Raw genomic sequence first — 25646 nt, 5'->3', positions numbered from 1 at the left:
TGAGACCGGCCCGCCCCTTCCGGCGGGCCGGTCTTTTCGGTGTGCGGCGGGGCGCGAGAGGTGGTTTTCTTGAGGGCGGCTTGACGATTTCCGGGCGGGCATGCGATTCTGGCTACGGGACAGAGGTTGACAATGCGGATAAGTGTGGACATTTGTTTGTAGTTTGCTTTATGCTGCCCTCTCACGCTCGCCCTCGGCATCCCACTTCCTCCTATCGAGTGAGCTGTCCTCCGGCGCGCGTGTAGTCAGTCCGCGAGTCCTCGGAAGGACACCTGTTGGCAGCCTCGCCTCACGCCTCGTCCCGCGCTTTCGCCGTACCGCCCGGTCCTCGCCGCGTCTCCTTCGCGCGGATCGAGGAGCCGCTCGAAGTGCCCGACCTTCTCGCCCTGCAGACCGAGTCGTTCGACTGGCTGGTGGGCAACGAGCGATGGAAGGGCCGGGTCGAGGCGGCTCGCCAGGCCGGGCGAAGGGACATTCCACTTCAGTCGGGTCTGGAAGAGATCTTCGAGGAGATCAGTCCCATCGAGGACTTCTCCGGAACCATGTCCCTGTCGTTCCGGGAGCACAGGTTCGAGCCGCCCAAGTACTCGGTCGACGAGTGCAAGGACAGGGACATGACCTACTCCGCCCCGATGTTCGTCACGGCGGAGTTCATCAACAACACCACGGGTGAGATCAAGAGCCAGACGGTGTTCATGGGCGACTTCCCGCTCATGACGTCGAAGGGCACCTTCATCGTCAATGGCACCGAGCGTGTCGTGGTGTCCCAGCTCGTCCGTTCACCGGGTGTCTATTTCGAGCGCAGCGTCGACAAGACCTCGGACAAGGAGCTGTTCGGCGGCAAGGTCATCCCCTCCAGGGGAGCCTGGCTGGAGTTCGAGATCGACAAGCGCGACAGCGTCGGCGTGCGCATCGACCGCAAGCGTAAGCAGCCGGTCACGGTGCTGCTGAAGGCGCTCGGCTGGACCGGCGACCAGATTCTGGAGCGTTTCGGTCAGTACGAGTCGATGCGGGCGACCCTGGAGAAGGACCACACCTCCGGCCAGGACGACGCGCTGCTCGACATCTACCGCAAGCTGCGTCCGGGCGAGCCCCCGACCAGGGAGTCGGCGCAGGCGCTGCTGGAGAACCTGTACTTCAACCCGAAGCGCTACGACCTCGCCAAGGTCGGCCGTTACAAGATCAACAAGAAGCTGGGCGTCCAGGCCGACATCACCCAGGGCACGCTGACCGACGAGGACATCGTCGCCACCATCGAATACCTCGTCCGGCTGCACGCCGGCGAGGAGTCGATGCCGGTCGCCGGCGGCGAGGTCTCCGTGGAGACCGACGACATCGACCACTTCGGCAACCGTCGTCTGCGCACGGTGGGCGAGCTCATCCAGAACCAGGTCCGCCTGGGCCTGGCCCGCATGGAGCGCGTCGTCCGCGAGCGCATGACCACGCAGGACGTCGAGGCGATCACGCCGCAGACCCTGATCAACATCCGCCCGGTCGTGGCGTCGATCAAGGAGTTCTTCGGCACCTCGCAGCTGTCGCAGTTCATGGACCACATCAACCCGCTCGCCGCCCTCACCCAGAAGCGGCGCCTGAACGCGCTGGGCCCGGGTGGTCTGTCGCGTGAGCGGGCCGGGTTCGAGGTCCGCGACGTGCACCCCTCGCACTACGGCCGCATGTGCCCGATCGAGTCGCCCGAGGGCCCGAACATCGGCCTGATCGGCTCGCTTGCGTCCTTCGGGCGGGTCAACGCCTTCGGTTTCGTCGAGACGCCCTATCGGAGGGTCGTCGACGGCAAGGTGACCGACGAGATCGACTACCTGACCGCCGACGAGGAGGACAAGTACGTCAAGGCGCAGGCCAACACGGCGCTCAATCCCGACGGATCGTTCGCCGAGCCTCGCGTCCTGGTGCGTACGAAGGGTGGCGAGACCGAGCTCGCCCGCGCCGACGAGGTCGACTACATCGACGTTTCCCCGCGCCAGATGGTGTCGGTGGCGACGGCGATGATCCCGTTCCTGGAGCACGACGACGCCAACCGCGCGCTCATGGGGTCGAACATGCAGCGTCAGTCGGTGCCGTTGCTCAAGAGCGAGGCGCCGCTGGTCGGCACCGGCATGGAGTATCGCGCGGCGACGGACGCCGGTGACGTCATCACGGCCGAGAAGGCCGGTGTGGTGGAGGAGGTCTCGGCCGACTACATCACGGTGATGAACGACGACGGCACCCGGACGACGTATCGGGTGGCGAAGTTCAAGCGGTCGAACCAGGGCACCTGCTTCAACCAGAAGCCGATCGTGTCCGAGGGCGACCGGGTCGAGCGGGGTCAGGTCGTCGCCGACGGTCCGTGCACCGACAACGGTGAGATGGCGCTGGGCAAGAACCTGCTGGTGGCGTTCATGCCCTGGGAGGGGCACAACTACGAGGACGCGATCATCCTGTCCCAGCGTCTGGTGCAGGACGACGTGCTGTCGTCGATCCACATCGAAGAGCACGAGGTCGACGCCCGCGACACCAAGCTGGGTCCGGAGGAGATCACCCGCGACATCCCCAACGCCTCCGAGGACGCGCTGGCCGACCTCGACGAGCGCGGCATCATCCGCATCGGCGCCGACGTGGAGACGGGAGACATCCTGGTCGGCAAGGTCACGCCGAAGGGTGAGACCGAGCTGACGCCGGAGGAGCGGCTGCTGCGGGCGATCTTCGGTGAGAAGGCGCGTGAGGTGCGCGACACCTCGCTGAAGGTGCGACACGGTGAGTCGGGCAAGGTCATCGGGGTGCGGGTGTTCAGCCGTGAGGAGGGCGACGAGCTTCCTCCGGGCGTCAACGAGCTGGTGCGCGTGTACGTGGCGCAGAAGCGCAAGATCACCGATGGTGACAAGCTCGCCGGCCGTCACGGCAACAAGGGCGTCATCTCCAAGATCCTGCCGGTGGAGGACATGCCGTTCCTCGAGGACGGCACGCCGGTCGACATCATCCTCAACCCGCTGGGCGTGCCGGGCCGGATGAACGTCGGCCAGGTGCTGGAGACCCACCTCGGGTGGATCGCCGCCCAGGGCTGGGACATCAGCGGGGTGGAGGAGGAGTGGGCCGAGCGCCTGCGCGACAAGGACGCGGACAGGGTCGAGCCCTGGACCAACGTCGCCACCCCGGTGTTCGACGGCGCCGGCGAGGAGGAGATCATCGGTCTTCTGGGCAACACGCTGGTCAACCGCGACGGCGACCGTCTGGTGATGCCCAGTGGAAAGGCGCGGCTGTTCGACGGCCGCTCCGGCGAGCCGTTCCCGCACCCGATCTCGGTGGGTTACATCTACATCCTGAAGCTGCTGCACCTGGTCGACGACAAGATCCACGCCCGGTCGACCGGTCCGTACTCGATGATCACCCAGCAGCCGCTGGGTGGTAAGGCGCAGTTCGGCGGCCAGCGCTTCGGTGAGATGGAGGTGTGGGCCCTGGAGGCGTACGGCGCCGCCTACGCGCTGCAGGAGCTGCTGACGATCAAGTCCGACGACGTGCAGGGCCGGGTGAAGGTCTACGAGGCCATCGTCAAGGGCGAGAACATCCCCGAGGCGGGCATTCCCGAGTCCTTCAAGGTCCTCATCAAGGAGATGCAGTCGCTCTGCCTGAACGTCGAGGTTCTCTCCAGCGACGGCATGTCGATCGAGATGAGGGACACCGACGAGGACGTCTTCCGCGCGGCGGAGGAGCTCGGCATCGACCTGTCCCGGCGTCCCCACGAGGGCGCGATGACCGTCGACGACATCTGAGGAACGGCAGGCCCGGTCAGCGGGCGGCGCCGGGGACGCGGAGCCGGTCGACGGCTTCGCGGCGGCGCCGCTCGGGCCGCCGGTCGTAGCGCGCGGTGGTGGCGGGGGAGGCGTGGCCCACCAGCGCCTGGGCGGTGGCGAGGTCGACCCCGGCGTCGAGCAGCTCGCCGATGAACGTGCGCCGGAAGTCGTGCGGCGTACGCGGGGAGGCCCCGGCGGCGGCCAGGCGGCGGGAGACGATGTCGGCGATGGCCTGGCCGGTCATGTGGGCCAGGCGCAGCCGCCCGCCCTTGTTGATGGGGCAGAACAGCGGGCCCGTCGCCCGCCCGCGTACGGCGAGCCAGAGATCGAGGCGCTCGACGGCCTCCGCGGTCAGGTAGACCAGCCGTTCCTTGTCGCCCTTGCCGCGCACCCGCAGGGAACGCGCGTGGGGATCGAAGTCGGCCAGGGTGAGCCCGGCGATCTCGGCGCGGCGGCAGCCGGTGGAGTAGAGCGCCGCCAGCATCGCGCCGTCGCGGCGGCCGGCGGGGGAGGGGTCGCCGTCGCACACCTCCAGCACGGCAGCCAGCGCCTCGTTCTCGACGTGCCGTCCCGCCGGGACGCGGGTGTGCTTGTAGGCGGGCAGGTCGGCGGCCCGCTGGTAGTCCTCGCCGCTCATCAGGCCGAGCCGCCACGCCTCCTTCAGCACCCGGCGCAGCGCGACCAGATGCTTGTTGACGTGGGAGGGCGACCAGCCCTGCTCCCGCATCAGCGTCCGCAGCCGGGTGGTGTGCTCGTAGCGGAGCAGTTCCCAGGGCTGGCCGGCGCCGGTCGCCTCCGGGTCGCCGGTGATGAGGCGGGCGATGCGGTCGAGGCAGCCCTTCATCGTGCGCTTGGACTCGGGGCTCTGCAGCGCGTCGAGATACACCTGGTAGGGATCGCGCTCCGGCCGCGCGGGGGTGTTCCGCTCGGGGACGGCGGGGGTGTTCATCACGCCGATCCTACTATGAATCTACATTGTAAAGGCGCTGGGCGGCTACAAGATCATTTACGCCACGAACCAAAACCCTCAACGACAATGAGAGAGCCATGCGAATCGGGATTCTCGGGCCGTTGCGGGTGACCGGCGGCGATATCAAAGGTGCGCGGCTGCGCGTGCTGCTGATCCGGCTCGCTCTGGAACCCGGCAGGGTGGTCACCGCCGAGAGTCTGGCCGAGGACCTGTGGGAGGAGCCGCCCGCGAACCCGGTGGCGGCGCTGCATTCCCTGGTGTCGCGGCTACGACGTGAGCTGCGACACCAGGGAGTGCACGAGGGCTCGCACGGCACAGTGGTGTCGCATCCGGCCGGTTATCTGCTCGACGTCCCGCCGGAGGAGGTAGACGCCGTCGAGTTCGAACGCCTGGTGCGTGCGGGCCGGGCCGAGCGCGATCCCCGGCGTGCCGCGGCCGTGCTGCGGTCGGCCCTGGCGCTCTGGCGGGGTGCGGCGCTCGCCGACGCGGCCGGCCTGCCGTTCGCGCAGGTGGCGGCGGCGCGCCTGGAGGAGCTGCGGCTTTGCGCGCTGGAGGCCCGGGTGGCGGCCGACCTCGCCGTGGCCGACACGGCGGTGGACACGGCGGTGGACACGGCGGTGGACACGGCGGTGGACACGGCGGTGGACACGGCGGTGGACACGGCGGTGGACACGGCGGCCGCCGGGGCGCTGGTGGCGGAGCTGGAGGAGGTCGTCGCCGCGCATCCGCTGCGCGAGCCGTTCCATGCCCTGCTGATGCGGGCACTGTGCGCGGCGGGGCGGCGCGGGGACGCGCTGGAGGCGTTCGAACGCGTCAGGCGGCGGCTGGCTGACGAGCTGGGCGTCGATCCCGGGCCGGAGCTGCGCGCGGCCCACCTGGAGGCGCTGCGCTACGCGCCTCCGGAAAAGCCCGTACGGGCTGCCGTACGGGGGAACGTGCCGGCGCCGGTGACGAGCCTGGTGGGGCGGCGGGAGGACGTGGCGCGGGTGCGGGGCCTGCTGTCGGCCGCGCGGCTGGTCACGCTGACCGGGCCGGGCGGCGCGGGCAAGACCAGGCTGGCGGTGGAGGTCGCCGGCGGGCTCGCCGCCGCCTCGGGTGTCTGGCTGGTCGAGCTGGCCGCCGCCGGCGACGCGGCGGACGTGGTGGCCGCCGTGCGGGCGACCGTACCCGCGGCCACGCCCGAGCGGGACGGGGACGTCGCCGCGCGGCCGGCCCTGTCGCCGCTCGACGCGCTGGTGGAGGCGCTGGCGGGCCGGGAGCTCGTGCTCGTGCTGGACAACTGCGAGCACGTGGTGGACGGCGCGGCGGCGCTGGCGGAGCGGCTGCTCGCGGGGGTGCCGGGGCTGCGGATCCTGGCGACCAGCCGAGAGCCGCTGGACGTTCCCGGCGAGCATCTCCATCCGGTGCGGCCGCTGGCGTTGCCCGGCGACGACGTGGACGCGGCGCGGGCGCTGGAGTTCCCCGCGGTGGCGTTGTTCGCGGCGCGGGCGTCGGCCGCGCGGCCGGGGTTCGTGGTGGACGACTCGGTGGTGACCGATGTGGTCGCGGTGTGCCGGCAGCTCGACGGCCTGCCGCTCGCGATCGAGCTGGCTGCGGCCCGGCTGCGGTCGTTCACGATGCGGCAGCTCGCCGAGGCGGTGGGCGAGCGGCTGGCGCTGCGCGGCGGCCGTACGGCGGGGCCGCGGCATCGGTCGCTGCGGGCGGTGATCGAGTGGAGCTGGGATCTGCTGTCGCCGCAGGAGCGCGTGGCGCTGCGCCGGTTGTCGGTGTTCGCGGGCGGGGCGACGGCGGAGGCGGCGCTGCGGGTGTGCGGGGCGGGGCTGGAGACGGTGACCTGCCTGGTGGACAGGTCGCTGGTCGTCGTGGCCGAGCCCGAGGGGACCGCGGACCGGGCGGCGCAGGTGCGTTATCGGCTGCTGGAGACGGTGCGCGCGTACGCGGCCGAGCGGCTGGAGGAGGCGGGCGAGGCGCGGGCCGTACGTGACCGGCATCTGGGCTATTTCGTCGAGGTGGCGGAGGCGGCCGAGCCCGGGTTGCGCACGGCCGAGCAGCTTCGCCTGCTGGCGATGCTGGACGCCGAGCGGGGCAACCTCGACGCGGCGCTGGGCCACGCCGTACGGACCGGGCAGAAGGGGCAGTCGCTGCGGCTGTTCATGGCCAGGCTGTGGGAGTGGACGGTGCGGGGGCGGGGCGACGAGGCGGCGAGGTGGGCGCGGGCCATCCGGGCGGTGCTGGGCGAGGCCGCGCCGCATGGGCTGGAGCTGCCGCACGCGTTGTGCGTGCTGCTGGCGTCCGATGAGCCGTACGCGTCGCCGGAGGCGATGCGCGTGGTCGAGGAGTCGGGCCATCCCGTGGCGTTGTGGGCCTGGATCGTGGGGGTCAGGCCCTCGGGCGGGGCGGTGGATCACTGGCGCAGGGCGCTGGCGGCGATGCGGGCGTTCGGCGATCACGAGGATCCGTGGGCGCGGGCGACCGGGCTGCTGATGGGCGGCATCGGGGAGTTCGAGTACGGCAGGGCGGGGGCGCGGGCGGCCGAGCCGTGGTTGCGTGCGGCGCTGGCGGGCTACCGCGCGCTGGGGGAGCGGTGGGGGTTGTCCCTGGCGCTCTACTGGCTGTCGCTGGTGGCGGAGAATCGGGGGGACGCGGCGGAGGCGCTGACGCTGCTGGAGGAGGCGGCGGAGCTGGCGGGGCTGCTCGGCGGGATGGAGGTGGTGCCCCTCCCGATGATGCTGCGGGTGCGGCTGGCCCAGTTGCGTGCCCGTACGGGTGATGTGGTGGGGGCGGAGCGGGAGCTGGTGTTGGCCGGCGAGGCGGCCGACCGTACGCTGGATCGGCTGGCGGCGGCGCGGGTGCGGCAGGCCGCCGGGGAGGTGGCGCGGCGGCGGGGTGAGCTCGGCGAGGCGGAGCGCCTGCTGGTGGAGGCGCTGGAGCTGGTGGACGGGCAGGCGGACGTGCCGGGGCAGTTCCTGTCGACGGTTCATGTCGAGCTGGCGCGGGTGCGGGCGGAGCTCGGGGATCGCGAGGCGGCGTGGCGGTCGCTGCGTTCGGCGCTGGTGTCGTCGGGGCGGGCGGGTGACGAGACGGTGCGCGCGATGGTGCTGGAGGCGGTGGCGGAGTGGTGTGCCGCCGGTGGGGACCTGCCGCGTGCCGTGCTGGTCGCGGGTGCGGCGCGGACGCTGCGCGGGTTGGACGGCGGGTCGGACGGGGTGCACAGGTTGGAACGTGGCCGTCCGAAGCTGAGGTTGGTCAAGGCAGTTGCGCGCGCACCCATCGAGGGTCGGGGTTGACGTGCGGCGTGCCCGCCACGACCACGGTGGGCACCGTCTCGTCGCCGCCGGTGGCGGCCCGGACCGCCGCGGCGCCGTCCGGGTCGCGCCAGATGTCGACCCAGTGCATCTGGTAGGCGTGGCGGCCGAGCCGGGTGCGCAGCCGCATGCAGTAGCGGCAGCCGGGGCGCCAGTAGACGATGGGCCGGCCGTCGGCCGCGGCGCGGCGCAGCGCCTCGGCGGCGCTGACGGACCTGGGGAAGATCAGCGGGGACAGCAGGACGGCGCCGACCAGGAAGATCAGGAGCAGTGTGACGGCGGCGACCGGGGCTCCCCGGGCGATCTGCCGTGCCGCGGCGGCGAGCCCGAGGGCCAGGAAGAGGATCGGGAGCGTCCATCGGCGCAGCATGGCGATCAGGCTAGCGCAGCGTGCTTCGGTGGACAGCGCGCGGGTTTGACTCCGACGTCGGGTCAGGTTCTGGCCTCGCGGCCATGTCGATCACTGTTCCTGACACCTGCTCGGCCATACGGCGGATCCTGCCGGCCCCGGCCGTAGGCGCCGGGTATGCCGTGGGCAACCGGCCTGCCGACACCTATCTGGCGGCGACCGGGCAGACGGCGGCGCAGGCCCTGCATGCGGACAGTTCGGACGTCATCGCCGCCACGCTCCGCCCCGGCGGCTGAGGGCGGCGGCCCGTATCGTTAGCCGGACTAACACAAGGGCGCTAGGATCGCGGCATGACCAGCAGGGCCGAAGCCGCGGACATGCCGCACGACGGTGAGACGAAGACGCCGGAGCGGCTGCGCGGACGTGCCAGCCGCCTGCTCGCGATGGTGGCGGCGCGGGCGGACCGGCTGATGGGCGAGGGGCTGGCCCGGGTCGACGCCCGCAAGTGGCACTACGCGGTGCTCGCCTCGCTGGAGGAGTTCGGCCCGGGCAGCCAGGCGACGCTGAGCCGCCGCACCGGTATCTATCGCAGCGACATGGTGGGCGTCCTCAACGAACTGGCCGAGCGCGGTCTCGTCGAACGGATGCCGGATCCCGACGACCGCCGCCGCAACGTCATCACCATCACCGCGCAGGGGCGGCAGAGCCTGCGCCGCCTCGACAAGGTGCTGGACGACCTCCACGAGGAGCTGCTCGCCCCGCTGACCCCTGCCGAGCGCGACCAGTTCGTGCATCTGCTCACCCGGCTGCGGGACCACCACACCCGGCGGGCCGCGCACCCCCCGGCCTCATAGTCCCGCACTCCGGCGCCGTCAGCGCCGTCAGCGCCGTCAGCGCCGTCAGTGGTCGAGGCGGCGGTAGCGGCGGACCGACAGCGGGAGGAAGACCGAGATGAGCAGCAGCGGCCAGACCAGCGCCATGACCCCGGCGTGCTCGGAGATCCAGGTGGTGCCGCCCGCTCCGGGGTTGCCGAACAGGCCACGGGTGGCGGCCATGGTGGCCGACAGGGGGTTCCATTCGGCGACGGCGGCGAGCCAGCCGGGCATCGTGCCGGTCCAGGCGAAGGCGCTGGACACGAAGCCGACGGGCCAGACGAGGACCTGGACGGCCATGACGGCTTCCGGGCCGCCGAGGGTCAGCCCGAGGTAGATGCCGACCCACAGGAACGCGAAGCGCAGCAGCAACAGCAGCCCGATGGCGAGGGCGGCGCGGGCGGGCCCTTCGTGCCAGCGCCAGCCGACGGCCAGGCCGCAGGCGATCATGACGGCGAGGCCGAGGACGGTGTTGAGCATGTCCGCGGCGCTGCGGCCGAGGACGACGGCGGACGAGCCGATGGGCAGGGAGCGGAAGCGGTCGGTGACGCCCTGGGCGGCGTCGCGGGCGACGGCGGTGAAGGTGGCCTCGATGCCGAAGAGCATTGTCATGGCGTACATGCCGGGCATGAGGTATTCGCGGTAGTCGCCGCCGCCCGGTACGGCCATGCCGCCGCCGAACAGGTAGCCGAACATCAGCACGATCATGACGGGGAACAGCAGGCCGGCCACGACCTGGCCGGGTTTGCGGGCCCAGTGGCCGAGATCGCGCAGGGTGACGGTCCAGCCGTCGGCCAGAGTCCAGCGCAGTCGCGCGGCCGGGGTGCGGGGGATCTCGGGTGCGGTGACGGTCGTGCTCATGCGGCGGATTCCTTCCTCGCGTCCTTCCTGGTGCCGGTCAGGTGGAGGAAGACCTCGTCCAGGGAGGGCCGGCGTACGGCGATGTCGGCGACGGCGACGCCCGCGGCGTCGAGGGCGCGCAGGACCTCGGGGAGCGCGGCGGACCGGTCGCGTACGGGTGCGCTGACCCGGCGGGTGTCGGCGTCCACGTCGACGGACACACCATCCGAGACCGCACCCGAGACCGCACCCGAGACCGCACCCGAGACGCCCTCCGCTCGGCCGACGATCGCGGCGGCGGCGGGCAGGTCGGCGGTGTGGCGCACGACGACGTCGAGGCGGTCGCCGCCGAGCGCGGACTTCAGCTCGTCGGGAGAGCCCTCGGCGACGACGCGGCCGGCGTCGACGACCGAGACGCGGGAGGCCAGCTGGTCGGCCTCCTCCAGGTATTGGGTGGTGAGAAGCACGGTGGTGCCCTCGGCGACGAGGGCGCGGACGGCCTCCCATACCTCGGTGCGGCCGCGCGGGTCCAGGCCGGTGGTGGGCTCGTCGAGGAACAGCACCGGAGGGGAGCAGATCATGCCGACCGCCAGGTCGAGGCGGCGGCGCATGCCGCCGGAGTAGTTCCCGACCGGTTTGGTCCCGGTGTCGGCGAGGCCGAACCGGTCGAGCAGTTCGTCGGCCCGGACGCGGGCCGCGGTCGGGCGCAGGTGGTGAAGGCGGCCGAACATGACGAGGTTCTGCCTGCCGCTGAGGACCTCGTCGAGCGCGGCGTGCTGGCCGACGAGGCCGATGCTGCGGCGCACGTCGGCGGGCTGCCGTACGACGTCGAAGCCGGCGACGCGGGCCGTGCCGCCGTCCGGGCGCAGCAGCGTGGTGAGTATGCGGACGGCGGTGGTCTTGCCTGCGCCGTTCGGCCCGAGCAGGCCGTGCACCGTGCCCGCGCCGACCGTCAGGTCGAGGCCGTCGAGGGCGGGGGTGTTCCCGTATCGCTTGCGCAGCCCGTCGGCCGCGATCGCGTGCGTCATCGCGCTTCCTCCCAATATTCCGTACGGCGTACCGTACAGCATACGGAGTCGCGCTGCGCATAGAATTCGCGGGCGATGACGGAGTACAGCTCGCAGGGAGACCCGGCGCGGAGTCTGGCCCTGCTGTGGCGCACCGGGGAGCGGACCGGGCGCAAGGGCAAGCCGGAGATCGGGGTCGACCGGATCGTGCGCGCGGCGATCGAGGTCGCCGACGCCGAGGGCCTGGCCGCGCTGTCCATGCGCAAGGTCGCCGAGCAGCTCGGGGTGGGGACGATGTCCCTGTACACCTACGTCCCCGGCAAGGCGGAGCTGATCGACGTCATGCTCGACACCGCGTACGGCGAGCTGCCCGCGCCCGAGGAGGTGCCGGGCGGCTGGCGGGGCAGGCTGGAGCTGATCGCGCGGGAGAACCTGGCGCTTTATCGGCGGCACCCGTGGATGCTGCAGGTGTCGTCGCTCACCCGGCCGCCGTTGGGCCCCAACCTCATCGCGAAGTACGACTACGAGCTGCGGGCCGTCGACGGCATCGGCCTGGACGACCTCGAGATGGACTCGGTCGTCACGCTGCTGAACGGCTATGTGAGCGGAGCGGCGCGGGGCGCGGTGGAGGCGGCGCAGGCGCCGGGCGAGACCGGCGTCACCGACGAGCAGTGGTGGCACGCGCACGCGCCCTATCTGGCCAGGGTGTTCGACCCCCGGCGTTACCCGGTGGCCGCCCGGGTCGGCGCGGCAGCGGGCGAGGCGTACAACGCGGCCTACGATCCCGACCAGGCATTCGAGTTCGGCCTGCAGCGCGTGCTCGACGGCATCGAGGCGTTCGTCGCCGCCCGCACCGCCGGGTGAGGCGCTGGTCAAAGAGTCGGTAGGCCCGGCGGCCGGCCCGCGCGTGCCTGCGTGACTACACCCTCGCGTCCGGGGAACCTGCCCTCGCGGAGATCCGCACAGGAGAACCGGCGCAGGAGAACCAGCGCAGTGGCGTGGGGGACGGAGGCACGGTGATGGCGACCACCGCGGGCGAGGCCCGGGCCGGTGCGACGCCGGTCGGGCTGCGGCTGCCGGGCATCGTGCTCGGGGTGGGGCTCGGCGGGTTCGCCGACGGCATCCTGCTGCACCAGCTCCTGCAGTGGCATCACATGCTGAGCAGCACCGACAGCGACAACATCGGGGTGAGGTTCTACAACCCGCGCACCGTCTCCGGCCTGGAGATGAACACCGTGTGGGACGGCGTCTTCCACACCGTGTGCTGGCTGGCGGTGCTCGCCGGCCTCGCCATCCTCTACTCCAGGGTCACCCGTCACCGGCGCCGGGTGTGGACCTCGCGGGTGCTGTGGGGGTGGATCCTGGCCGGGTGGGGGATCTTCAACCTGGTCGAAGGCGTCCTGGACCACCACATCCTTGGCATCCATCATGTCCGGGGCGGGCCCCACCAGCTCTGGTGGGACATCGGGTTCCTCGTCCTGGGCGCGCTGCTGCTCGCCGGGGGCTACCTGCTCGCGCGCAGCGGCCGCTCCTTCGACCCGGCCGATCCTCCCGCCAGGGCCGTCGCGCGATGAACCACCATGACGCGGCGGACCACGCCGCGCTTCTCGCCCTGCTCCTCGCCCTGCTCCTCGCCCTGTTTCTCGCCCTGGTCGTCTACCTGCGCCTGGCGCGGCGGGCGCGCCGCCGCAACCCGGTCGCGGGCTGGAGCCGGCGGCGTACGGCCTGCTTCGCCACCGGGCTCGCGCTGTCGGCGGCGGCGCTGCTGCCGCCCGTCGCGTCGTTCGCGCATGCCGACTTCCGCGGCCACATGGTGCAGCATCTGCTCCTCGGCATGTACGCCCCGCTCGCCCTGGTGCTGGGCGCGCCGGTCACCCTGCTGCTGCGGGCCATGCCCGTCGCGGGCGCGCGGCGGCTGTCCGCCGTCGTGCACAGCGGTGCCGGCCGGTTGCCGACCCATCCGGTGACCGCACTGCTGCTGTCCACCGGCAGCCTCGTGGTGCTGTATTTCACCCCGCTCTACAACGCCGTGACGGCCCGGCCCGCGGGGCACTGGCTGCTGCACGCGCACTTCCTGCTGTCGGGCTGCCTGTTCGCGCACGTCATCGCAGGTCCCGACCCCGCGCCGGCCCGGCCGGGCGTACGGGCCCGTCTGGTCTGTCTGGGCTGTGCCATCGCCGTGCACGCGGTCGTCGCGCAGCTGATGTACGGAGGCTTCTGGGTGGACGTGCACGCGCCCGTCGCCGAGGTCCGGGGCGGCGCGGAGATCATGTACTACGGCGGGGACATCGCCGAGCTTCTCCTCGCGGCCGCCCTCGTGTCGACCTGGCGGCCGGAACGCCGCTCCAGGTCCGTCGCCCGCCGCGCCGTGCGGGCCTGAGACCCGTACGGGGCCGGAAACGCGCCGGCCTGCCGCCGCATGGTGCGGGGGCAGGCCGGTGGGGGGAGTGTGGGGGTGGTGTCAGGCGCGGCTCGCCACGCGCACGAGGAGCGGCTGCACGAGCCGGGCCGCCAGGGGACCGAAGGCCGCCAGGATCAGGACGTACGCCGCCGCCAGAGCGCCCAGGTCGGGATGGGCTCCGGCGGCGACCGCCAGACCGGCGATGACGATGTTGAACTCACCGCGGGGGATGAGCGCGATGCCCGCGCGGACCCGGCCGGCGCGGGCGATGCCGGCGCGGCGGGCCGCGTAGATGCCGGTCATCAGCTTCGTGATCATCGTCACCAGGGCCAGGCCCGCGGCCAGGGCGGCGGCGGGCAGGATCTTGGTGGGGTCGGTCTGCAGGCCGAAGAACACGAAGAAGACCGCGGCGAACAGATCGCGCAGCGGCGCGAGCAGCGCCTGGGCGTCCTCGGCCAGCTCGCCCGACAGCGCGATGCCGACGAGGAACGCCCCGACCGCGGCCGACACCTGCAGCTGCTGGGCCAGCCCGGCGACCAGCAGCGCCAGCCCGACCACCTTGAGCACGAGGACCTCGGAGTTGGGGCTGGCGACGAACGCCTCGATGTAGCGGCCGAAGCGCAGCGCGACCAGCAGGACCACGCTCACCGCGGCGAGCGCGATGGCCACGGTGACCGCGCCGGCGAACAGGCTCAGCCCCGCCAGCATGGCGGTCAGGACAGGCAGGTAGATCGCCATCGTGAGGTCTTCGAAGACCAGCAGTGACAGCACCACCGGGGTCTCGCGGTTACCGATCCAGCCCAGATCGGACAGAACCTTGGCGGTGATGCCCGAGGAGGTGGCGTAGGTGACGCCCGCCATGGCCACGGCGGCGACCGGTCCCCAGCCGAGGATCAGCGCGCAGGCGGCGCCCGGCGCCGCGTTGAGCACGAGGTCGACCAGACCGGCGCGGGCGTTGCCCTTGAGGCTGGTCATGAGCTCGTCGGCGTTGTATTCCAGGCCGAGGGTGAGCAGCAGCAGGATGACGCCTAATTCCGCCCCGGTGGCGATGAACTCCTCGCTGGTGGCCAGCGGGAGGATGCCACCGGTGCCGAAGGCCAGGCCCGCGATGAGGTAGAGCGGGATGGGGGAGATGCCGACGCGCAGCGCCAGCGCTCCGAGGATGCCGAGTCCGAGGACGACGGCGCCGAATTCCAGAAACAGTATCGCCGTATTGTGCACGCGTTGCCTCAGCCGCTGGCGAAGATGTCGGCGACGGCGGCGGTGCTGTCCTCGCTGCCCACCACGACCACGATGTCGTCCCCGGAGAGGACGAAGTCGGGGGCGGGGCTGGCGAACACGTGCCCGGCGCGGACGACGGCCACGATGGAGGCTCCGGTGCGGGTGCGCACCTGGGCCTCGCCCATGGGCCGGCCGGCGTACGGGGAGCCCGGCGCGATCGGGAGCTGGACGCTGACCAGGCCCTCGACCTCGCGGTGCAGGGCGTTGAGCCGCTGGACGATGCGGGGGGCGCCGAGGAGCTCGACGAGCGCGTCCGCCTCCTCGTCGTTGAGTTTCACCGTCTCGCAGGCCCTGTCGGGATCATCGGGATCGTAGATCACCAGGTCGCGCCGGCCTGTGCGGTGGGAGACGACACCTATACGCCGTCCCGAGCGCGTGGTGAACTCGTGCCGAAGCCCGATTCCCGGCAACACCGTCTGCTCGACATCCACGGCGCTGCTCCTCCGTTCAGATAAGTCAATGGGTACCCAGGAACCTACCAACAATGGACGGAGGTCTCATTTCGGGTCCTCTTGGCATGTGTCGTTGCCGTTATGGCAATCTGGCGTGCGTGGACGACGACCTCGAACACGCGCTCGTCTCGGTCGGGCCCCGGCTGCGTGCGCTGCGCAAACAGCGCGAGACGACGCTCGCCGACCTGTCGGCGGCGACCGGCATCTCGGTGAGCACGCTGTCGAGGCTGGAGTCGGGCGCGCGGCGGCCGACCCTCGAACTGCTGCTGCCCCTGGCCAAGGCCCATGGGGTCACGCTCGACGAGCTCGTGGACGCCCCGCCGACGGGGGATCCGCGCATCCATCTGCGGCCGGTCGTCCGCTTCGGGATGACGATGCTGCCGCTGACCCGCCGGGCCGGGGGCATCCAGGCGTACAAGCTGGTGATCCCGGCGGGCAGCGCCAGGAGGTCGCCGGAGCCGAAGACCCACGAGGGTTACGAGTGGCTCTACGTGCTGAACGGGCGGCTGCGGCTCGTCCTCGGCGAGCGGGATCTGGTGCTGTCTCCAGGGGAGGCGGCCGAGTTCGACACCCGGCTGCCGCACTGGTTCGGCGCCGCCGACGAGGGCGCGGTCGAGTTCCTCAGCCTGTTCGGCAGCCAGGGCGAGCGCGCCCACCTGCGTGCCCGCCCGAAGGCGAAGCAGGAGCCTGCGCCGGACGGCGGGCGAGAGTGAGCAGGTGCCCGCTGACCCCGAGAAGCGACGGCACGCGTTCGAGCGTGCGCTGGGCGTCGAGCATGAGCCTGCGGCGCTCGGGGTCGTCGAGCCAGTCGTCCACGTCGCCGTCCAGCCAGAAGGCGCCCTCCAGGCCGTAGCGCTCGGCGCCGGGGAGCCCGGCGTCGGCGAACTCCCCCGGCACCTCGTCGGGCTCGTGCAGGTAGGCGGGGAAGCCCTGCGCAGGACCCAGCAGGCGGCCGTTCTCCATGGCCTCCCGGGCGGCCCGGCGGTGCGGCTCGTGTTCGTAGACCCCCAGGTAGACCATGTCGTGCACGGCCGCGTAGCGGCTGATCGTGGCGGCGGCCACCAGCCCGCCGGGGCGCACCACGCGGCGCGCCTCGGCCAGGGCGGTGACCCGGTCGGCGCGGTCGGGCAGGTGATAGAGCGGGCCCAGCAGCAGGACCGCGTCGGCGCTCGTGTCCGGCAGGGGCAGGTCGCGTGCGTCGCCCAGCCGCGCGGTCACGCCCGGCAGGGCCCCGGCCCGCTCGACGTGGAGCGGGACCGGGTCGAGCAGTTCGACCTCGTAGCCGTCGGCGACCAGCCACTCGGCGTGCACCCCGGTGCCGCCGCCGATGTCGAGCACCCGGGCGGGTGGTGACGGCAGGGCCCGGCGCAGCACGTCCTGCGTCCGCCACAGCTCCAGCCGGCCCCGGCCCGTACGGAGCCTGCCGTCCTCCTTGCCCTGCTCGTAGTAGGTGAGGACGTCCGGGGTCACCGTCATGACCGATCACACTCCGGTTCATGTGTGAGGGCGGGGCCGTGCTGGTGGGGCGGGGCTGGTGGGGGCGGGGTCGTCGGGGCCGGTCAGGCCGCGGGCTCGGCGGGGAGCCAGAACCGGTGGCTGCCGGGGTTCTCATGGTAACGGCGCAGCGCGGCGATGCCGCTGAGCCAGCCGGTCCAGGCGGCGTACGGCGGCTTGCCGGTGTCGAAGCCGCTCTGGACGAACGTCAGGCGGGTCTTGCCGCCGCTGTCCTCCAGCTCCCAGGTGACGACGCCCGCCGGTCCCCAGTCGGTCGCCATGGTCTTGCCGGGAACCAGATCGATGATCTTCGCGGGGCTCGGGTCGGCGTCCAGGCCGCCCATGGCGAAGCGCCCGCCGACGTGCGGCTCGATGCCGACGGGGAAGCCGAACCAGTCGCTCGCCTTGTCCGAGTCGACCAGGGAGTCGAAGACCTGCTCGACCGGCGCGTCGATGACGGTCTCGCCGCGGAAGTCGGCCGAGGTGAAGTCGGGCTGGGGCCCGATCTCGCGCCCCTCGAGGTAGTCGGCCAGGTTGGACAGCGCCATCGACCAGAAGGTCTGCAGCACGCCCCGGATGCTCGCCCCGGTGATGACGTCCTGGAAGTCGAAGTGGGTCTGCGACAGAGCCAGGACGGTCGTGTCCGGGGTCTCCTCCGTCAGCGTGATCTCGGTGGTCGTCTCCACGCCGTCCAGCAGCCAGGCGAAGCGCAGCGTGTGGTCGTCGGCGTGCAGGACGCGCTGGTGAGGGGCGTCGCCCTCGGGCGTACGGCGGCCCCAGAACGCGTACCGGCCGGGCAGGTCGGACTCGGCGTGCTCGGCCAGCCACACCCGCATCGCCGCGGCGTCGGTCAGCGCGTGGCGGACCTCCTTCACCGGGGCGGCGAGGCGGACGCGGATGATCATCGGCTCAGTCATGGTCGTCTCCTCGGAAATGATGGGGATAGCAGGCAACGACGAGCTTGAAGGCGTCGCCTTCTGCGCCGCCGTAGCGGGTGAACAGGTCCTGCAGCATGGTGCGCAGGTCGGCCAGGAACTCCTGGCGTCGTTCCGGTGACACGTGCACCTCGCCGGACACGCCGATGGACGGCAGCTCCGGCGCGGTGCGGTCGAGGGCGGCGATGTCCGCCTGCACCTCTTCCATGAGGTCGAGCAGGTAGCCCAGGCTGAGCTCGTCCTGGCGCCGGCGCAGCCCGCCGATGCGGCCCACCAGGCCCGGCGACAGCCAGTAGGAGCGGGCGCTCGCCTGGTAGATGCCTTCGGTGATGCCGCGCACCCGCCGTTCGGAGACCTGCTCGACCAGGCCCGCCTCCACGAGGCGTTTGACGTGGTAATAGACGCGCTGCGGCGTCTGGTCGAGCACCGCCGCCACCTCGGTGCACGTGCGCGGCTCGGCCAGTTGCCGCAGCACTTCGATGCGCTGCGGTTTGAGCAGTGCCTCGGCCTGCTCGATCTGCTCCAGGTACAGGACGTCTCTCATTGCAAAAACAGTCTTGTACGTAAAAATTCTCTTTGTCAATGGAGTTCGCGGAAGAAGCGGGGGTGCCGACCTCGGGGGTCTGTCTGGGATGTGGGCCTTGGGCGCCGGCCGGGCTACGCGCAGGCGGCGGCGCGGGCGGGGTCCCCGGCCATCGCGACCGCGACGGCGCGGTTGAGCTCGACCACGGGGGAGGGCGAGACGTGGGCGAGCACCCGGTAGAGCGCGGCGACGCGCTCCCAGGGGGCCGGTCCCTCCCGGCCCTTCACCCACTCCTCGAACGGGACGCCCCCGGATCGACACGCCTCCCGGATTTTTTTCAAGATTTTTCCCGGAGGTGTCTCCGGGGAGCGCCACGTCCGGCCACGGGCACGTACGGCCAGGTGGGCGGCCAGGTGGGCGGTCCGGTGGGTGGAGTGGCGGGTGGAGTGGAGTGGTCGCGCCCGCCGCCGGTCACCGGGTCGTCAGCGGTCCGGCCCCGGTTCCGGTTCTGGCCCCGGTTCCGGTTCTGGCCCCGGCTCCGGTTCTGGCCCCGGCTCCGGTCCGGACTCCCGGCCGTGGTCCGTCCACCCGGGACGGGGGGAACGCCGCCCGCCGGTCGCTTTCCGGTCGAGGAGCGGCAGCCGGAGGACGAACCGTGCTCCGCGTGGGGAGTCCTCGATCCGCAGCGTTCCGCCGTGGGCGTGGGCGATGTCGCGGGAGATCGCGAGCCCCAGCCCGGTGCCGCCGGAGTCCCGGCACCGCCCCTCGTCCAGGCGGGTGAACCGCTCGAAGATCCGCTCGCGGTCGGCGCGCGCGATGCCGTTCCCGTCGTCGGTCACGGTGACGACCGCCCGGCCGTCGGCGGATGCGACGCCGATCGTGACGCCGGTCTCCGCGTGCCGCCGCGCGTTGCTCAGCAGGTTGCCCACCAGCCGGATCAGCTGGATCCGCGAGCCGTGCACCCACACGTCCCCGGACGTGCAGACCTTCACCGGCGTGCCGCCGTAGTGAGTGTCCGCCTCTGCGGTGACCAGTGCCGCGAGGTCGATCGGCTCGTGCGGCTCCGCCCGGCCGTCGCGTAGCCGGGCCATCACCAGCAGGTCCTGCACGATCGCCTCCAGGCGGCCGGCGGCCGACAGCGCCCCCCGGATGGTGTCGCGGGGGTTGACCTGGTCAGGGTGGATCAGCGCCTCCTCCAGTTGCAGCCGCAGCCCGGTGATCGGTGTCCTGAGCTCGTGGGAGGTGACGGCGGCGAACTGGGCCTGGCGCTCGGCGGGGCGCAGCGCCCGGCCGATGATCCACCACATCAGGCGGGCGCCCGACAGGACGATGAGGAGCCCGGCCCCTCCGATGAGGTATTCGAGGCGGTGCGTCCCGCACAGGGGCGGCTCGACCGTCCCGGCGTAGACGACGGGGGCATCGGGGGCCGGCGACACCCGGTTGGCCATGAGCAGGAGGCACGGCCTGCCCGGGGCGCATTCGACGCGCCGTTGGAGCCGGTCGTCGGCCGGGGGCCGGAGCATGCTCAGCCGCGGCCGCCCCGCCGCGTCCGGGCTGGCGACCAGGATCCTGCCCCGGGCGTCCACCAGCTGGACCAGGTGGATGGCGCCGGAGACGGAGGCGGGGTGCGGCAGTGTGCCGCTGCGCACCTGCGCGCTCCACCGGGCGGCGACCTGCTCGGCGTCGAAGAACACCCGGTCCTCGATCCTGTATCGGACGGCCAGGTCCAGGCTAACGCCGCCCAAGGCCGTGATCAGGAATAACAGCGTCGTCGCCGCTGTCGTGTAGCGCGCCTGCAGCGAGTGCAGGAACCGCATCGGCCTCACCATTTCCTGCCGCCCCCGGTGGGCCACCACCAAGGCAGAGTGGACGATTGCGTCCACTTTGCGGTCAGTTATCCGATTGTGTCAAATCGGTGACAGGGGTCTTGACGTGCGCTTTCACGTGGTCGAGTGCCATGTCGAGGGCGACCATGAAGGGCTGCTCGTCCTGCATCGTCTCGGCGAGCAGGTAGCCCCCCTGCAGGGCGGCGATGACCCCGACGGCGAGTTCTCCCGGGTCCACCCCGGGATCGAGTTCGCCGTTCTCCCGCATCCGGGCGAGGCTGTCCGCGATCAGCCCCTGCCATGCGCCGAAGATCTCTGCCAGCGACTGGCGGGCGTCGTCGCTGCGGCCGGACAGCTCGTTGGCCAGCGAGCCGATCGGGCACTTGTACGGCATGCCGCGCTCCCGAAGATTCGCCAGCAGCGAATCGCGCCACTGTTCGAGATCTCGCATCGAGCGCACCTGGTCGAGCTGCGGTTTCTGTGCGGAGACCACGAGGTGCTCCCGCATCGCGATCACCTCGGCGACCAGCGCGTCCTTGTCCGGGAAGTAGTGATAGAGCTGCGACTTGCTGATGCCGCAGGCGTCCACCACCTGATCGAGGGGCGTCGCCGCCACCCCCTGCCGGAACATGAGGTCCGCGGCGGTCTCGACGATGCGCCGGCGAGTGGCCGCGCCGCGTGCGGTGAGCCTCGCAGAACCCTTTTCCGGCCCTCGAACGGCCATGTGCAACCCCACCTTCGGCCACAGCGGCCCTGCCGGGGCATGCCGGAGGAGCAACCTTGACAATTACGACATACCACCACATACTGGACCAAATCGTCCAGTGCCGGGTTTATGCGCCGCTCGCACGACACGGATGCGGCACCGCTTCGCGTGGGAGAGGGCACAGAACCGACGACCGCCGACGACCCCGGCCGGCCGCGAGGGGATCGGGGGCAGGCGCCGGTCACTCGCGCCGCGCCGCTCCCGGGAGGGTGAAATGGCGGGCATGGAACTGCGGGAACTGCGGGCGTTCGTCGTGGTGGCCGAAGAGGGCGGCATGTCGGCCGCGGCGCGGCGGCTGCACCTGAGCCAGCCCGCGCTGTCCCAGACCGTCGGCATGCTGGAGCGCCGGCTGGGGGTGAAGCTGCTGGTCCGCGGCAGCGCCGGAGTCCGGCCCACCGAGGCGGGGATGACGCTGCTCGCCGAGGCGCGCGCCGTGCTCGCCCGGCACGATCGGGCACTGCGGACCATGGCCGCGTACGCGAGCGGGGACGGCGGGGTGCTGCGCGTGGGGATTCCCCTTGAGGTGCCGTCCGACCTGCTCGGCCCGCCGCTGGAGCAGCTCGCCGTGGCCCACCCCGGCACCCGCGTGCAGGCGCGTCATCTGTCCACGGCGGCGCAACTGGCCGCGCTGCAGGCCGGTGAGCTCGACGTGGGCCTGCTCAGGGAGCGTCCGCCGGGGCAGGAGTTCGACGCGATGCTCGTCTCCAGGGAGCGGCTCGGCGTGCTCCTCGCGGCCGACCGGGCCGCCGAGCTGCGTGGCCCCGACGGCATCCGGCTGGAGGAGCTCACCGGGCTGGAATGGGTGGGTTTCCCGCGTTCCGGCAGCCCCGCCTGGTTCGGCGAGCTGACCGCGATCCTGCGCAGCCACGGCCTTGACCTCGGCCCTGCCGCACCCGAGGGGCAGGAGCTGATCGCGGAGGTCAAGCTCGCCGCCGTGAGCACGGGCAGGGGGTTCGCACTGGCGCCGCCGCAGTGGCCGCAGCCGCTGCCTCCGGCCGTCGCGTGGTCGCCCCTGGCCGGTCACCCGCTGGTCCGGCGCACCTGGGCGGTCTGGCCGGCGACCTCGCGCCGCCGCGACCTGGCCGACTTCATCGCGGGCTTCCCCGACCCGGACGGCGCGCGGTGATCATCCCAGCCGGCCAGAGGAACACCTGATGGCCGTCATCGGCCACCACTATGACCGTTCCGGAAGTTCCCGTACCCGGCCGGAGCTTGCACCCTGCGCACCCGGTCGCCTCACTCGGCGACCGGTCGGAAGGATCAGTGAATCAGCAGAGGTGGAAGCGATGACCGCAGAACTGTCGGGAACCGGCGCGCTGATAACCGGGGGCACCAGCGGCATCGGGCGGGCGACCGCCCGGGCGCTGGCCCGGCTCGGCGCCCGGGTCGTGCTGTCCGGCCGAGACGAGACGCGGGGCAAGGAAGTGGTCGAGGAGATCCGCGCTCTCGGCGGCGAGGCCCACTTCGTGCGGGCCGACCTGCGCGACGAGGCGTCGGCGCGTTCTCTGGCGAGGAGCGCGACCGCGCTGCTCGGGCACGTGGACGTGCTCGTGAACAACGCCGGGATCTATCCGTTCGGGCCCACGGCCCAGACCAGTGAACGGGACTTCGACGCGGTCTTCGACCTGAACGTCAAAGTTCCCTACTTCCTGGTCGCCGAACTCGCCCCGGCCATGGCCGGCCGCGGCAACGGCGCGATCGTCAACGTGACCACGATGGTCGCGGAGTTCGGCCTCGCCGGCATGGGCCTGTACGGGTCGAGCAAGGCCGCGATGGTGCTCCTGACGAAGTCCTGGGCGGCGGAGTTCGGCCCCCGGGGCGTACGGGTCAACGCGGTGAGCCCCGGCCCGACGCGCACCGAGGGCACCGCCCCCATGGGCGGGGACCTCGACGACCTCGCTCAGGCCGGGCCCGCCGGACGCCCCGCGAGCCCGGAGGAGATCGCCGAGGCCATCGTGTTCCTGGCCTCGCCACGGGCGAGCTTCGTCCACGGCACGACCCTGCACGTGGACGGCGGCCGCGTGGCCGTGTGACCCGTGTGCCTCGCGCCCGGCGGCCGGCCGCCTCACGGGGCTGGCCGCCGGGCGCACCGCGTGCGTTCGGTGGGATACGTTCTAGCGGGACGGCGAGCGGCCGCGCGCCCACGGAACACGAGGAGATCAGGCACGGTGCCCGACACGCACGACCACGGGGACGCCCGCGCCACGGCATCGGCCGGCCCCGGCGGGGGACGGGCCGGCCTGCGGGCCGACTGCGCGAACTGCTTCGGGCTGTGCTGCGTGGCGCTGCCCTTCGCCGCCTCGGCCGACTTCGCGATCAGCAAGGACGCCGGGCGGCCGTGCCCCAACCTGAGCGACGACTTCCGCTGCGGCATCCACGCGCGGCTGCGCGACAGCGGCTTTCCCGGCTGCACCGTCTACGACTGCTTCGGGGCGGGGCAGAAGGTCTCGCAGGTCACCTTCGGCCGTAGCTGGCGCGACGATCCGGGGATCGCGGCGCAGATGTTCGAGGTCTTCCCGGTCGTACGGCACCTGCACGAGCTGCTGTGGTATCTGGACGAGGCGATGTCCCTGCCGGTGACCCGCCCGATCCACGCCGAGCTGCGCGCCGCGTTCGAGGAGACCGAACGCCTGACCACGGGCACCCCCGCCGACCTGCTGGGCGTGGACGTCGCCGCCCACCGCGACAAGGTCAACGCGCTGCTGCTGCGGACGAGCGACCTGGTGCGGGCGTCGGCCGGGGGCCGTGCCGCCGCCGACCGCAGGGGAGCCGACCTCATCGGCGCCCGGCTGCGGGGAGCCGACCTGCGCGGCGCCAACCTGAGGGGCGCCTACCTCATCGGGGCCGATCTGCGCGGAGCGGACCTGAGGGGCGCGGACCTCATCGGCGCGGACCTGCGCGGGGCCGACCTCGGCGGCGCCGACCTCACCGGGAGCGTCTTCCTCACCCAGGTCCAGGTGAACGCGGCCAGGGGAGACGCCGCCACGAAGCTGCCCCCGGCCCTCACCCGCCCGGCGCACTGGCCGGCCACGCAGGCCGGCCCGTCCGCCGCGCCGGAACGGGCCTCCACCCGCCGTCCGCGCCCCCGCCGCCGGCGCGGGTAGCCACCGGCCCGCCGCACGCGCCGGCGACCGGGCGGTATCGCAGAGGAACGCAGGCTCACGACCGGCTCGGCGCGGCTCCTGCCGGGCGGCGTAGCGGGGCGCGCAGGTCGTCCAGGTGCGCGGCCACCGGGCCGAGTGTCAGCATGCCGCTGCCCGCCCCGGCCAGTTCGCCCGCCGCGGGCAGCAGCGCGGCGTGGGCGCGTTCCATCGTCGTGCGGTCGCCCAGCGCGAGTGCCGCCCGTGCGGCGAGGCACCACAGGGCCTCCGTCAGCAGGTCGTGCGGAGGCTCGGGCACGGCACGCAGCGCCGCCGCCGCCTCGGCGCGGCGGTCGCGCGCCAGCAGCACCAGGGGCCTGGCCCACGGCGCGTACGGCCCCCCAGTCGACGTGCTCACCGGCGGGATCGGCGCCGGGCGGGGGCTGCCCGTGCCGCAGGCGCAGGCACAGCAGCGCGAGCGGCAGCAGGCCGTGCTCCACGCCCGGCATGCCGGCGCACGAGCGGCCCCTGGCGGGCGTGTTCACCGCGTGGTATCGGGCGCTGCGCCTGGACCTGCGCGGGGTCGTCGGACCGGGTCCAGATGGCCGGGACGTCGAAGGCGCCGATCACCCGTGCGGTCAGCTCCGCGTCGCCGAGTTCCTCGGCCGCCTCGACGGCGGCCACGCGGTGCTCGCGCGCCGCCCGCAGGCCGCCCGCCCCAGGTCCAGCCGGGCCTGCGCATGCCGTTCGACCGCGTGCAGCCGCAGTTCGCCCAGGCGGGAGCGTTCGGCACGGGCCCAGTCCTGGTCGGCGAACTCCGCGTAGGCGGGGCCGCGCCACCACCCCAGCGCCTCCTCCAGCCGGGCGAGCGCGTCGTCGGGGGGCAGGTCCGCGGCGGCGGCCACCGCCTGTTCGAAGCGCCAGGCGTCCACCCCGTCCGGGGTGGCCCGCAGCGCGTACCCCGGTCCCTCGGTGACCAGCAGCCGCGCGGGGGTGCGGGGCGGCCGGTCGGGCTCCAGCGCGCGGCGCGCTCGTCGCCTTCCGCGCCGGGCTCGACCACCCGGCCGCGATCAGCCACCTGGCCTGCCTCGACGTGCTGCCGACGCTGGACATGTGGGAGGTGATGCACGGCGCGGGCGCCGCCGTCGGCTTCCACCTCTACCTGATGGCCCAGCCGCCCGGCCTGCCCGAGCGGATGATCGGCGCGAGCGCCGACGCCTTCTTCGGCCACTTCCTCGACGTCTGGACCCTCGACCGTGCGGCGATCCCCGATGGCGTACGCGCCGCCTATCTGGACGCCTGCCGTACGGCGGTGCCCTCGATAGTGGCGGACTACCGCGCGTCGGCGGGGATCGACGTGGAGCACGACCGGGCGGACCGGGAGGCGGGCAACCGGCTGCGGATGCCGGTGACCGTGCTCCAGCAGGACTGGGGGACCGCCCTCGGCTACGACGCCGGGGCGCCGTGGGGCGCCTGGGCCCCCGACCTGGTGCACACGACGGTCGCGAGCGGGCACTTCATGGCGGAGGAGGACCCGGCGGGCGTCGCCGGGGCCCTGCGCGCCCTGCTCACCCGCTGATTCACTCGCGCCGGTTGTTGCGGTTGGCGATGATGACGGCGAACGGCGGGATCACCAGCGCCACCGCGGACATCACCAGGGCGGCCACGGGCGAGATCTCCCGCACGACCGTTCCGGCCAGGACGAACAGCGTGAGACACGTGGCCATCATGATCAGGTACGTCCGCTTGCGGCGCTGCAC

General features: G+C 72.5%; 26 protein-coding genes and 1 pseudogene. 12 read left to right on the top strand and 15 right to left on the bottom strand.

Annotation, left to right across the window (positions count from 1 at the left end; translation table 11 throughout):
- Positions 1-275: 275 nt before the first annotated feature.
- Positions 276-3764 carry a DNA-directed RNA polymerase subunit beta gene (gene rpoB, locus OHB01_RS29905; protein WP_328710023.1) on the top strand — a complete coding sequence of 1163 codons (3489 nt, stop codon included), beginning with the start codon at positions 276-278 and terminating at the stop codon, positions 3762-3764.
- A 16-nt stretch (positions 3765-3780) separates the two neighbouring features.
- On the opposite strand, the gene OHB01_RS29900 is transcribed toward rpoB, so the two are convergent.
- On the bottom strand, positions 3781-4734 hold the full coding sequence (locus tag OHB01_RS29900; protein ID WP_328854294.1) for a tyrosine-type recombinase/integrase: 954 nt from the start codon (positions 4732-4734) through the stop codon (positions 3781-3783).
- Between the two features lie 98 nt (positions 4735-4832).
- Here OHB01_RS29900 and OHB01_RS29895 point away from each other — a divergent pair, with 98 nt between their 5' ends.
- Entirely contained in the window at positions 4833-8042 is a 3210-nt protein-coding gene (locus OHB01_RS29895) for an AfsR/SARP family transcriptional regulator (protein WP_328854293.1), read from the top strand.
- On the opposite strand, the gene OHB01_RS29890 is transcribed toward OHB01_RS29895, so the two are convergent.
- Positions 8002-8430 (bottom strand): glutaredoxin domain-containing protein, encoded by a 429-nt coding sequence (locus OHB01_RS29890; protein WP_328854292.1) that lies wholly within the window; start codon positions 8428-8430, stop codon positions 8002-8004. The genes OHB01_RS29895 and OHB01_RS29890 overlap by 41 nt on opposite strands.
- An 83-nt stretch (positions 8431-8513) precedes the next feature.
- Between OHB01_RS29890 and OHB01_RS29885 the strand changes: the two genes are divergently transcribed.
- Both OHB01_RS29885 and OHB01_RS29880 read left to right on the top strand, forming a co-directional pair.
- Positions 8514-8705 carry a hypothetical protein gene (locus OHB01_RS29885; RefSeq protein ID WP_240972057.1) on the top strand — a complete coding sequence of 64 codons (192 nt, stop codon included), beginning with the start codon at positions 8514-8516 and terminating at the stop codon, positions 8703-8705.
- A 54-nt stretch (positions 8706-8759) separates the two neighbouring features.
- Positions 8760-9263 carry a MarR family winged helix-turn-helix transcriptional regulator gene (locus OHB01_RS29880; protein ID WP_147944810.1) on the top strand — a complete coding sequence of 168 codons (504 nt, stop codon included), beginning with the start codon at positions 8760-8762 and terminating at the stop codon, positions 9261-9263.
- Positions 9264-9308: 45 nt separating this feature from the next.
- On the opposite strand, the gene OHB01_RS29875 is transcribed toward OHB01_RS29880, so the two are convergent.
- On the bottom strand, positions 9309-10142 hold the full coding sequence (locus OHB01_RS29875) for an ABC transporter permease (RefSeq protein WP_328710026.1): 834 nt from the start codon (positions 10140-10142) through the stop codon (positions 9309-9311).
- Entirely contained in the window at positions 10139-11149 is a 1011-nt protein-coding gene (locus OHB01_RS29870; protein ID WP_328854291.1) for an ATP-binding cassette domain-containing protein, read from the bottom strand. The genes OHB01_RS29875 and OHB01_RS29870 overlap by 4 nt, the downstream gene beginning before the upstream one ends.
- 75 nt (positions 11150-11224) lie before the next feature.
- Between OHB01_RS29870 and OHB01_RS29865 the strand changes: the two genes are divergently transcribed.
- From OHB01_RS29865 to OHB01_RS29855, 3 genes are all read left to right on the top strand, one after another.
- Positions 11225-11992 (top strand): TetR/AcrR family transcriptional regulator, encoded by a 768-nt coding sequence (locus tag OHB01_RS29865; RefSeq protein WP_142651357.1) that lies wholly within the window; start codon positions 11225-11227, stop codon positions 11990-11992.
- A 155-nt stretch (positions 11993-12147) separates the two neighbouring features.
- Positions 12148-12702: a DUF2243 domain-containing protein gene (locus tag OHB01_RS29860; protein WP_142651358.1), complete on the top strand. Its 555-nt coding sequence runs from the start codon at positions 12148-12150 to the stop codon at positions 12700-12702.
- Positions 12699-13508 (top strand): cytochrome c oxidase assembly protein, encoded by an 810-nt coding sequence (locus OHB01_RS29855; protein ID WP_328854290.1) that lies wholly within the window; start codon positions 12699-12701, stop codon positions 13506-13508. Before OHB01_RS29860 ends, OHB01_RS29855 begins: the two co-directional genes overlap by 4 nt.
- 81 nt (positions 13509-13589) lie before the next feature.
- Here the strand turns inward: OHB01_RS29855 and OHB01_RS29850 are convergent, their stop codons facing one another.
- Both OHB01_RS29850 and OHB01_RS29845 read right to left on the bottom strand, forming a co-directional pair.
- Positions 13590-14750: a cation:proton antiporter gene (locus tag OHB01_RS29850; RefSeq protein ID WP_142651360.1), complete on the bottom strand. Its 1161-nt coding sequence runs from the start codon at positions 14748-14750 to the stop codon at positions 13590-13592.
- An 8-nt stretch (positions 14751-14758) separates the two neighbouring features.
- Complete coding sequence (locus OHB01_RS29845; RefSeq protein ID WP_142651361.1) at positions 14759-15241, bottom strand: cation:proton antiporter regulatory subunit; 483 nt, start codon at positions 15239-15241, stop codon at positions 14759-14761.
- Positions 15242-15360: 119 nt separating this feature from the next.
- Between OHB01_RS29845 and OHB01_RS29840 the strand changes: the two genes are divergently transcribed.
- Entirely contained in the window at positions 15361-15975 is a 615-nt protein-coding gene (locus OHB01_RS29840; RefSeq protein WP_142651362.1) for a helix-turn-helix domain-containing protein, read from the top strand.
- Here OHB01_RS29840 and OHB01_RS29835 read toward each other — a convergent pair.
- The 6 genes from OHB01_RS29835 to OHB01_RS29810 all read right to left on the bottom strand — a co-directional run bounded on the left by OHB01_RS29835 (position 15884) and on the right by OHB01_RS29810 (position 20764).
- Positions 15884-16738: a class I SAM-dependent methyltransferase gene (locus OHB01_RS29835; protein ID WP_328854289.1), complete on the bottom strand. Its 855-nt coding sequence runs from the start codon at positions 16736-16738 to the stop codon at positions 15884-15886. The two genes, OHB01_RS29840 and OHB01_RS29835, sit on opposite strands and share 92 nt — an antisense overlap.
- A gap of 83 nt (positions 16739-16821) precedes the next feature.
- Complete coding sequence (locus tag OHB01_RS29830) at positions 16822-17673, bottom strand: SRPBCC family protein (protein WP_142651364.1); 852 nt, start codon at positions 17671-17673, stop codon at positions 16822-16824.
- A complete protein-coding gene (locus OHB01_RS29825) occupies positions 17666-18235 on the bottom strand; it encodes a winged helix-turn-helix domain-containing protein (protein WP_142651365.1) in 570 nt (189 codons plus the stop codon). The genes OHB01_RS29830 and OHB01_RS29825 overlap by 8 nt, the downstream gene beginning before the upstream one ends.
- Positions 18236-18348: 113 nt before the next feature.
- Positions 18349-18555, bottom strand: a complete 207-nt coding sequence (locus OHB01_RS29820; RefSeq protein WP_205831047.1) for a hypothetical protein — start codon at positions 18553-18555, stop codon at positions 18349-18351.
- Positions 18556-18696: 141 nt separating this feature from the next.
- Entirely contained in the window at positions 18697-20031 is a 1335-nt protein-coding gene (locus OHB01_RS29815) for a HAMP domain-containing sensor histidine kinase (protein WP_328854288.1), read from the bottom strand.
- A 73-nt stretch (positions 20032-20104) separates the two neighbouring features.
- On the bottom strand, positions 20105-20764 hold the full coding sequence (locus tag OHB01_RS29810; protein WP_142651367.1) for a TetR/AcrR family transcriptional regulator: 660 nt from the start codon (positions 20762-20764) through the stop codon (positions 20105-20107).
- Positions 20765-21020: 256 nt separating this feature from the next.
- Between OHB01_RS29810 and OHB01_RS29805 the strand changes: the two genes are divergently transcribed.
- From OHB01_RS29805 to OHB01_RS29795, 3 genes are all read left to right on the top strand, one after another.
- The gene (locus OHB01_RS29805) at positions 21021-21932 is read left to right on the top strand and encodes a LysR family transcriptional regulator (RefSeq protein WP_328854287.1); all 912 of its coding nucleotides are present in this window, start codon (positions 21021-21023) and stop codon (positions 21930-21932) included.
- Positions 21933-22092: 160 nt separating this feature from the next.
- Entirely contained in the window at positions 22093-22839 is a 747-nt protein-coding gene (locus OHB01_RS29800) for an SDR family oxidoreductase (protein ID WP_328854286.1), read from the top strand.
- 246 nt (positions 22840-23085) lie between these two features.
- Positions 23086-23910, top strand: a complete 825-nt coding sequence (locus tag OHB01_RS29795; RefSeq protein WP_221890014.1) for a pentapeptide repeat-containing protein — start codon at positions 23086-23088, stop codon at positions 23908-23910.
- A 55-nt stretch (positions 23911-23965) separates the two neighbouring features.
- On the opposite strand, the gene OHB01_RS29790 is transcribed toward OHB01_RS29795, so the two are convergent.
- Complete coding sequence (locus OHB01_RS29790; protein WP_328854285.1) at positions 23966-24304, bottom strand: hypothetical protein; 339 nt, start codon at positions 24302-24304, stop codon at positions 23966-23968.
- 220 nt (positions 24305-24524) lie between these two features.
- Positions 24525-24818 carry an AfsR/SARP family transcriptional regulator gene (locus OHB01_RS29785; protein ID WP_260617503.1) on the bottom strand — a complete coding sequence of 98 codons (294 nt, stop codon included), beginning with the start codon at positions 24816-24818 and terminating at the stop codon, positions 24525-24527.
- An 89-nt stretch (positions 24819-24907) separates the two neighbouring features.
- Between OHB01_RS29785 and OHB01_RS29780 the strand changes: the two are divergent.
- Positions 24908-25465, top strand: a pseudogene (locus tag OHB01_RS29780) (alpha/beta hydrolase); the annotation flags it as partial.
- 1 nt (position 25466) lies between these two features.
- Here the strand turns inward: OHB01_RS29780 and OHB01_RS29775 are convergent.
- Positions 25467-25646: a DUF3099 domain-containing protein gene (locus OHB01_RS29775; protein WP_142651370.1), complete on the bottom strand. Its 180-nt coding sequence runs from the start codon at positions 25644-25646 to the stop codon at positions 25467-25469.

The organism is Microbispora hainanensis, from assembly GCF_036186745.1.
In the GTDB taxonomy this organism is placed as follows: Bacteria; Actinomycetota; Actinomycetes; order Streptosporangiales; family Streptosporangiaceae; genus Microbispora.
This window is presented reverse-complemented; position numbering and strand designations above follow the sequence as displayed.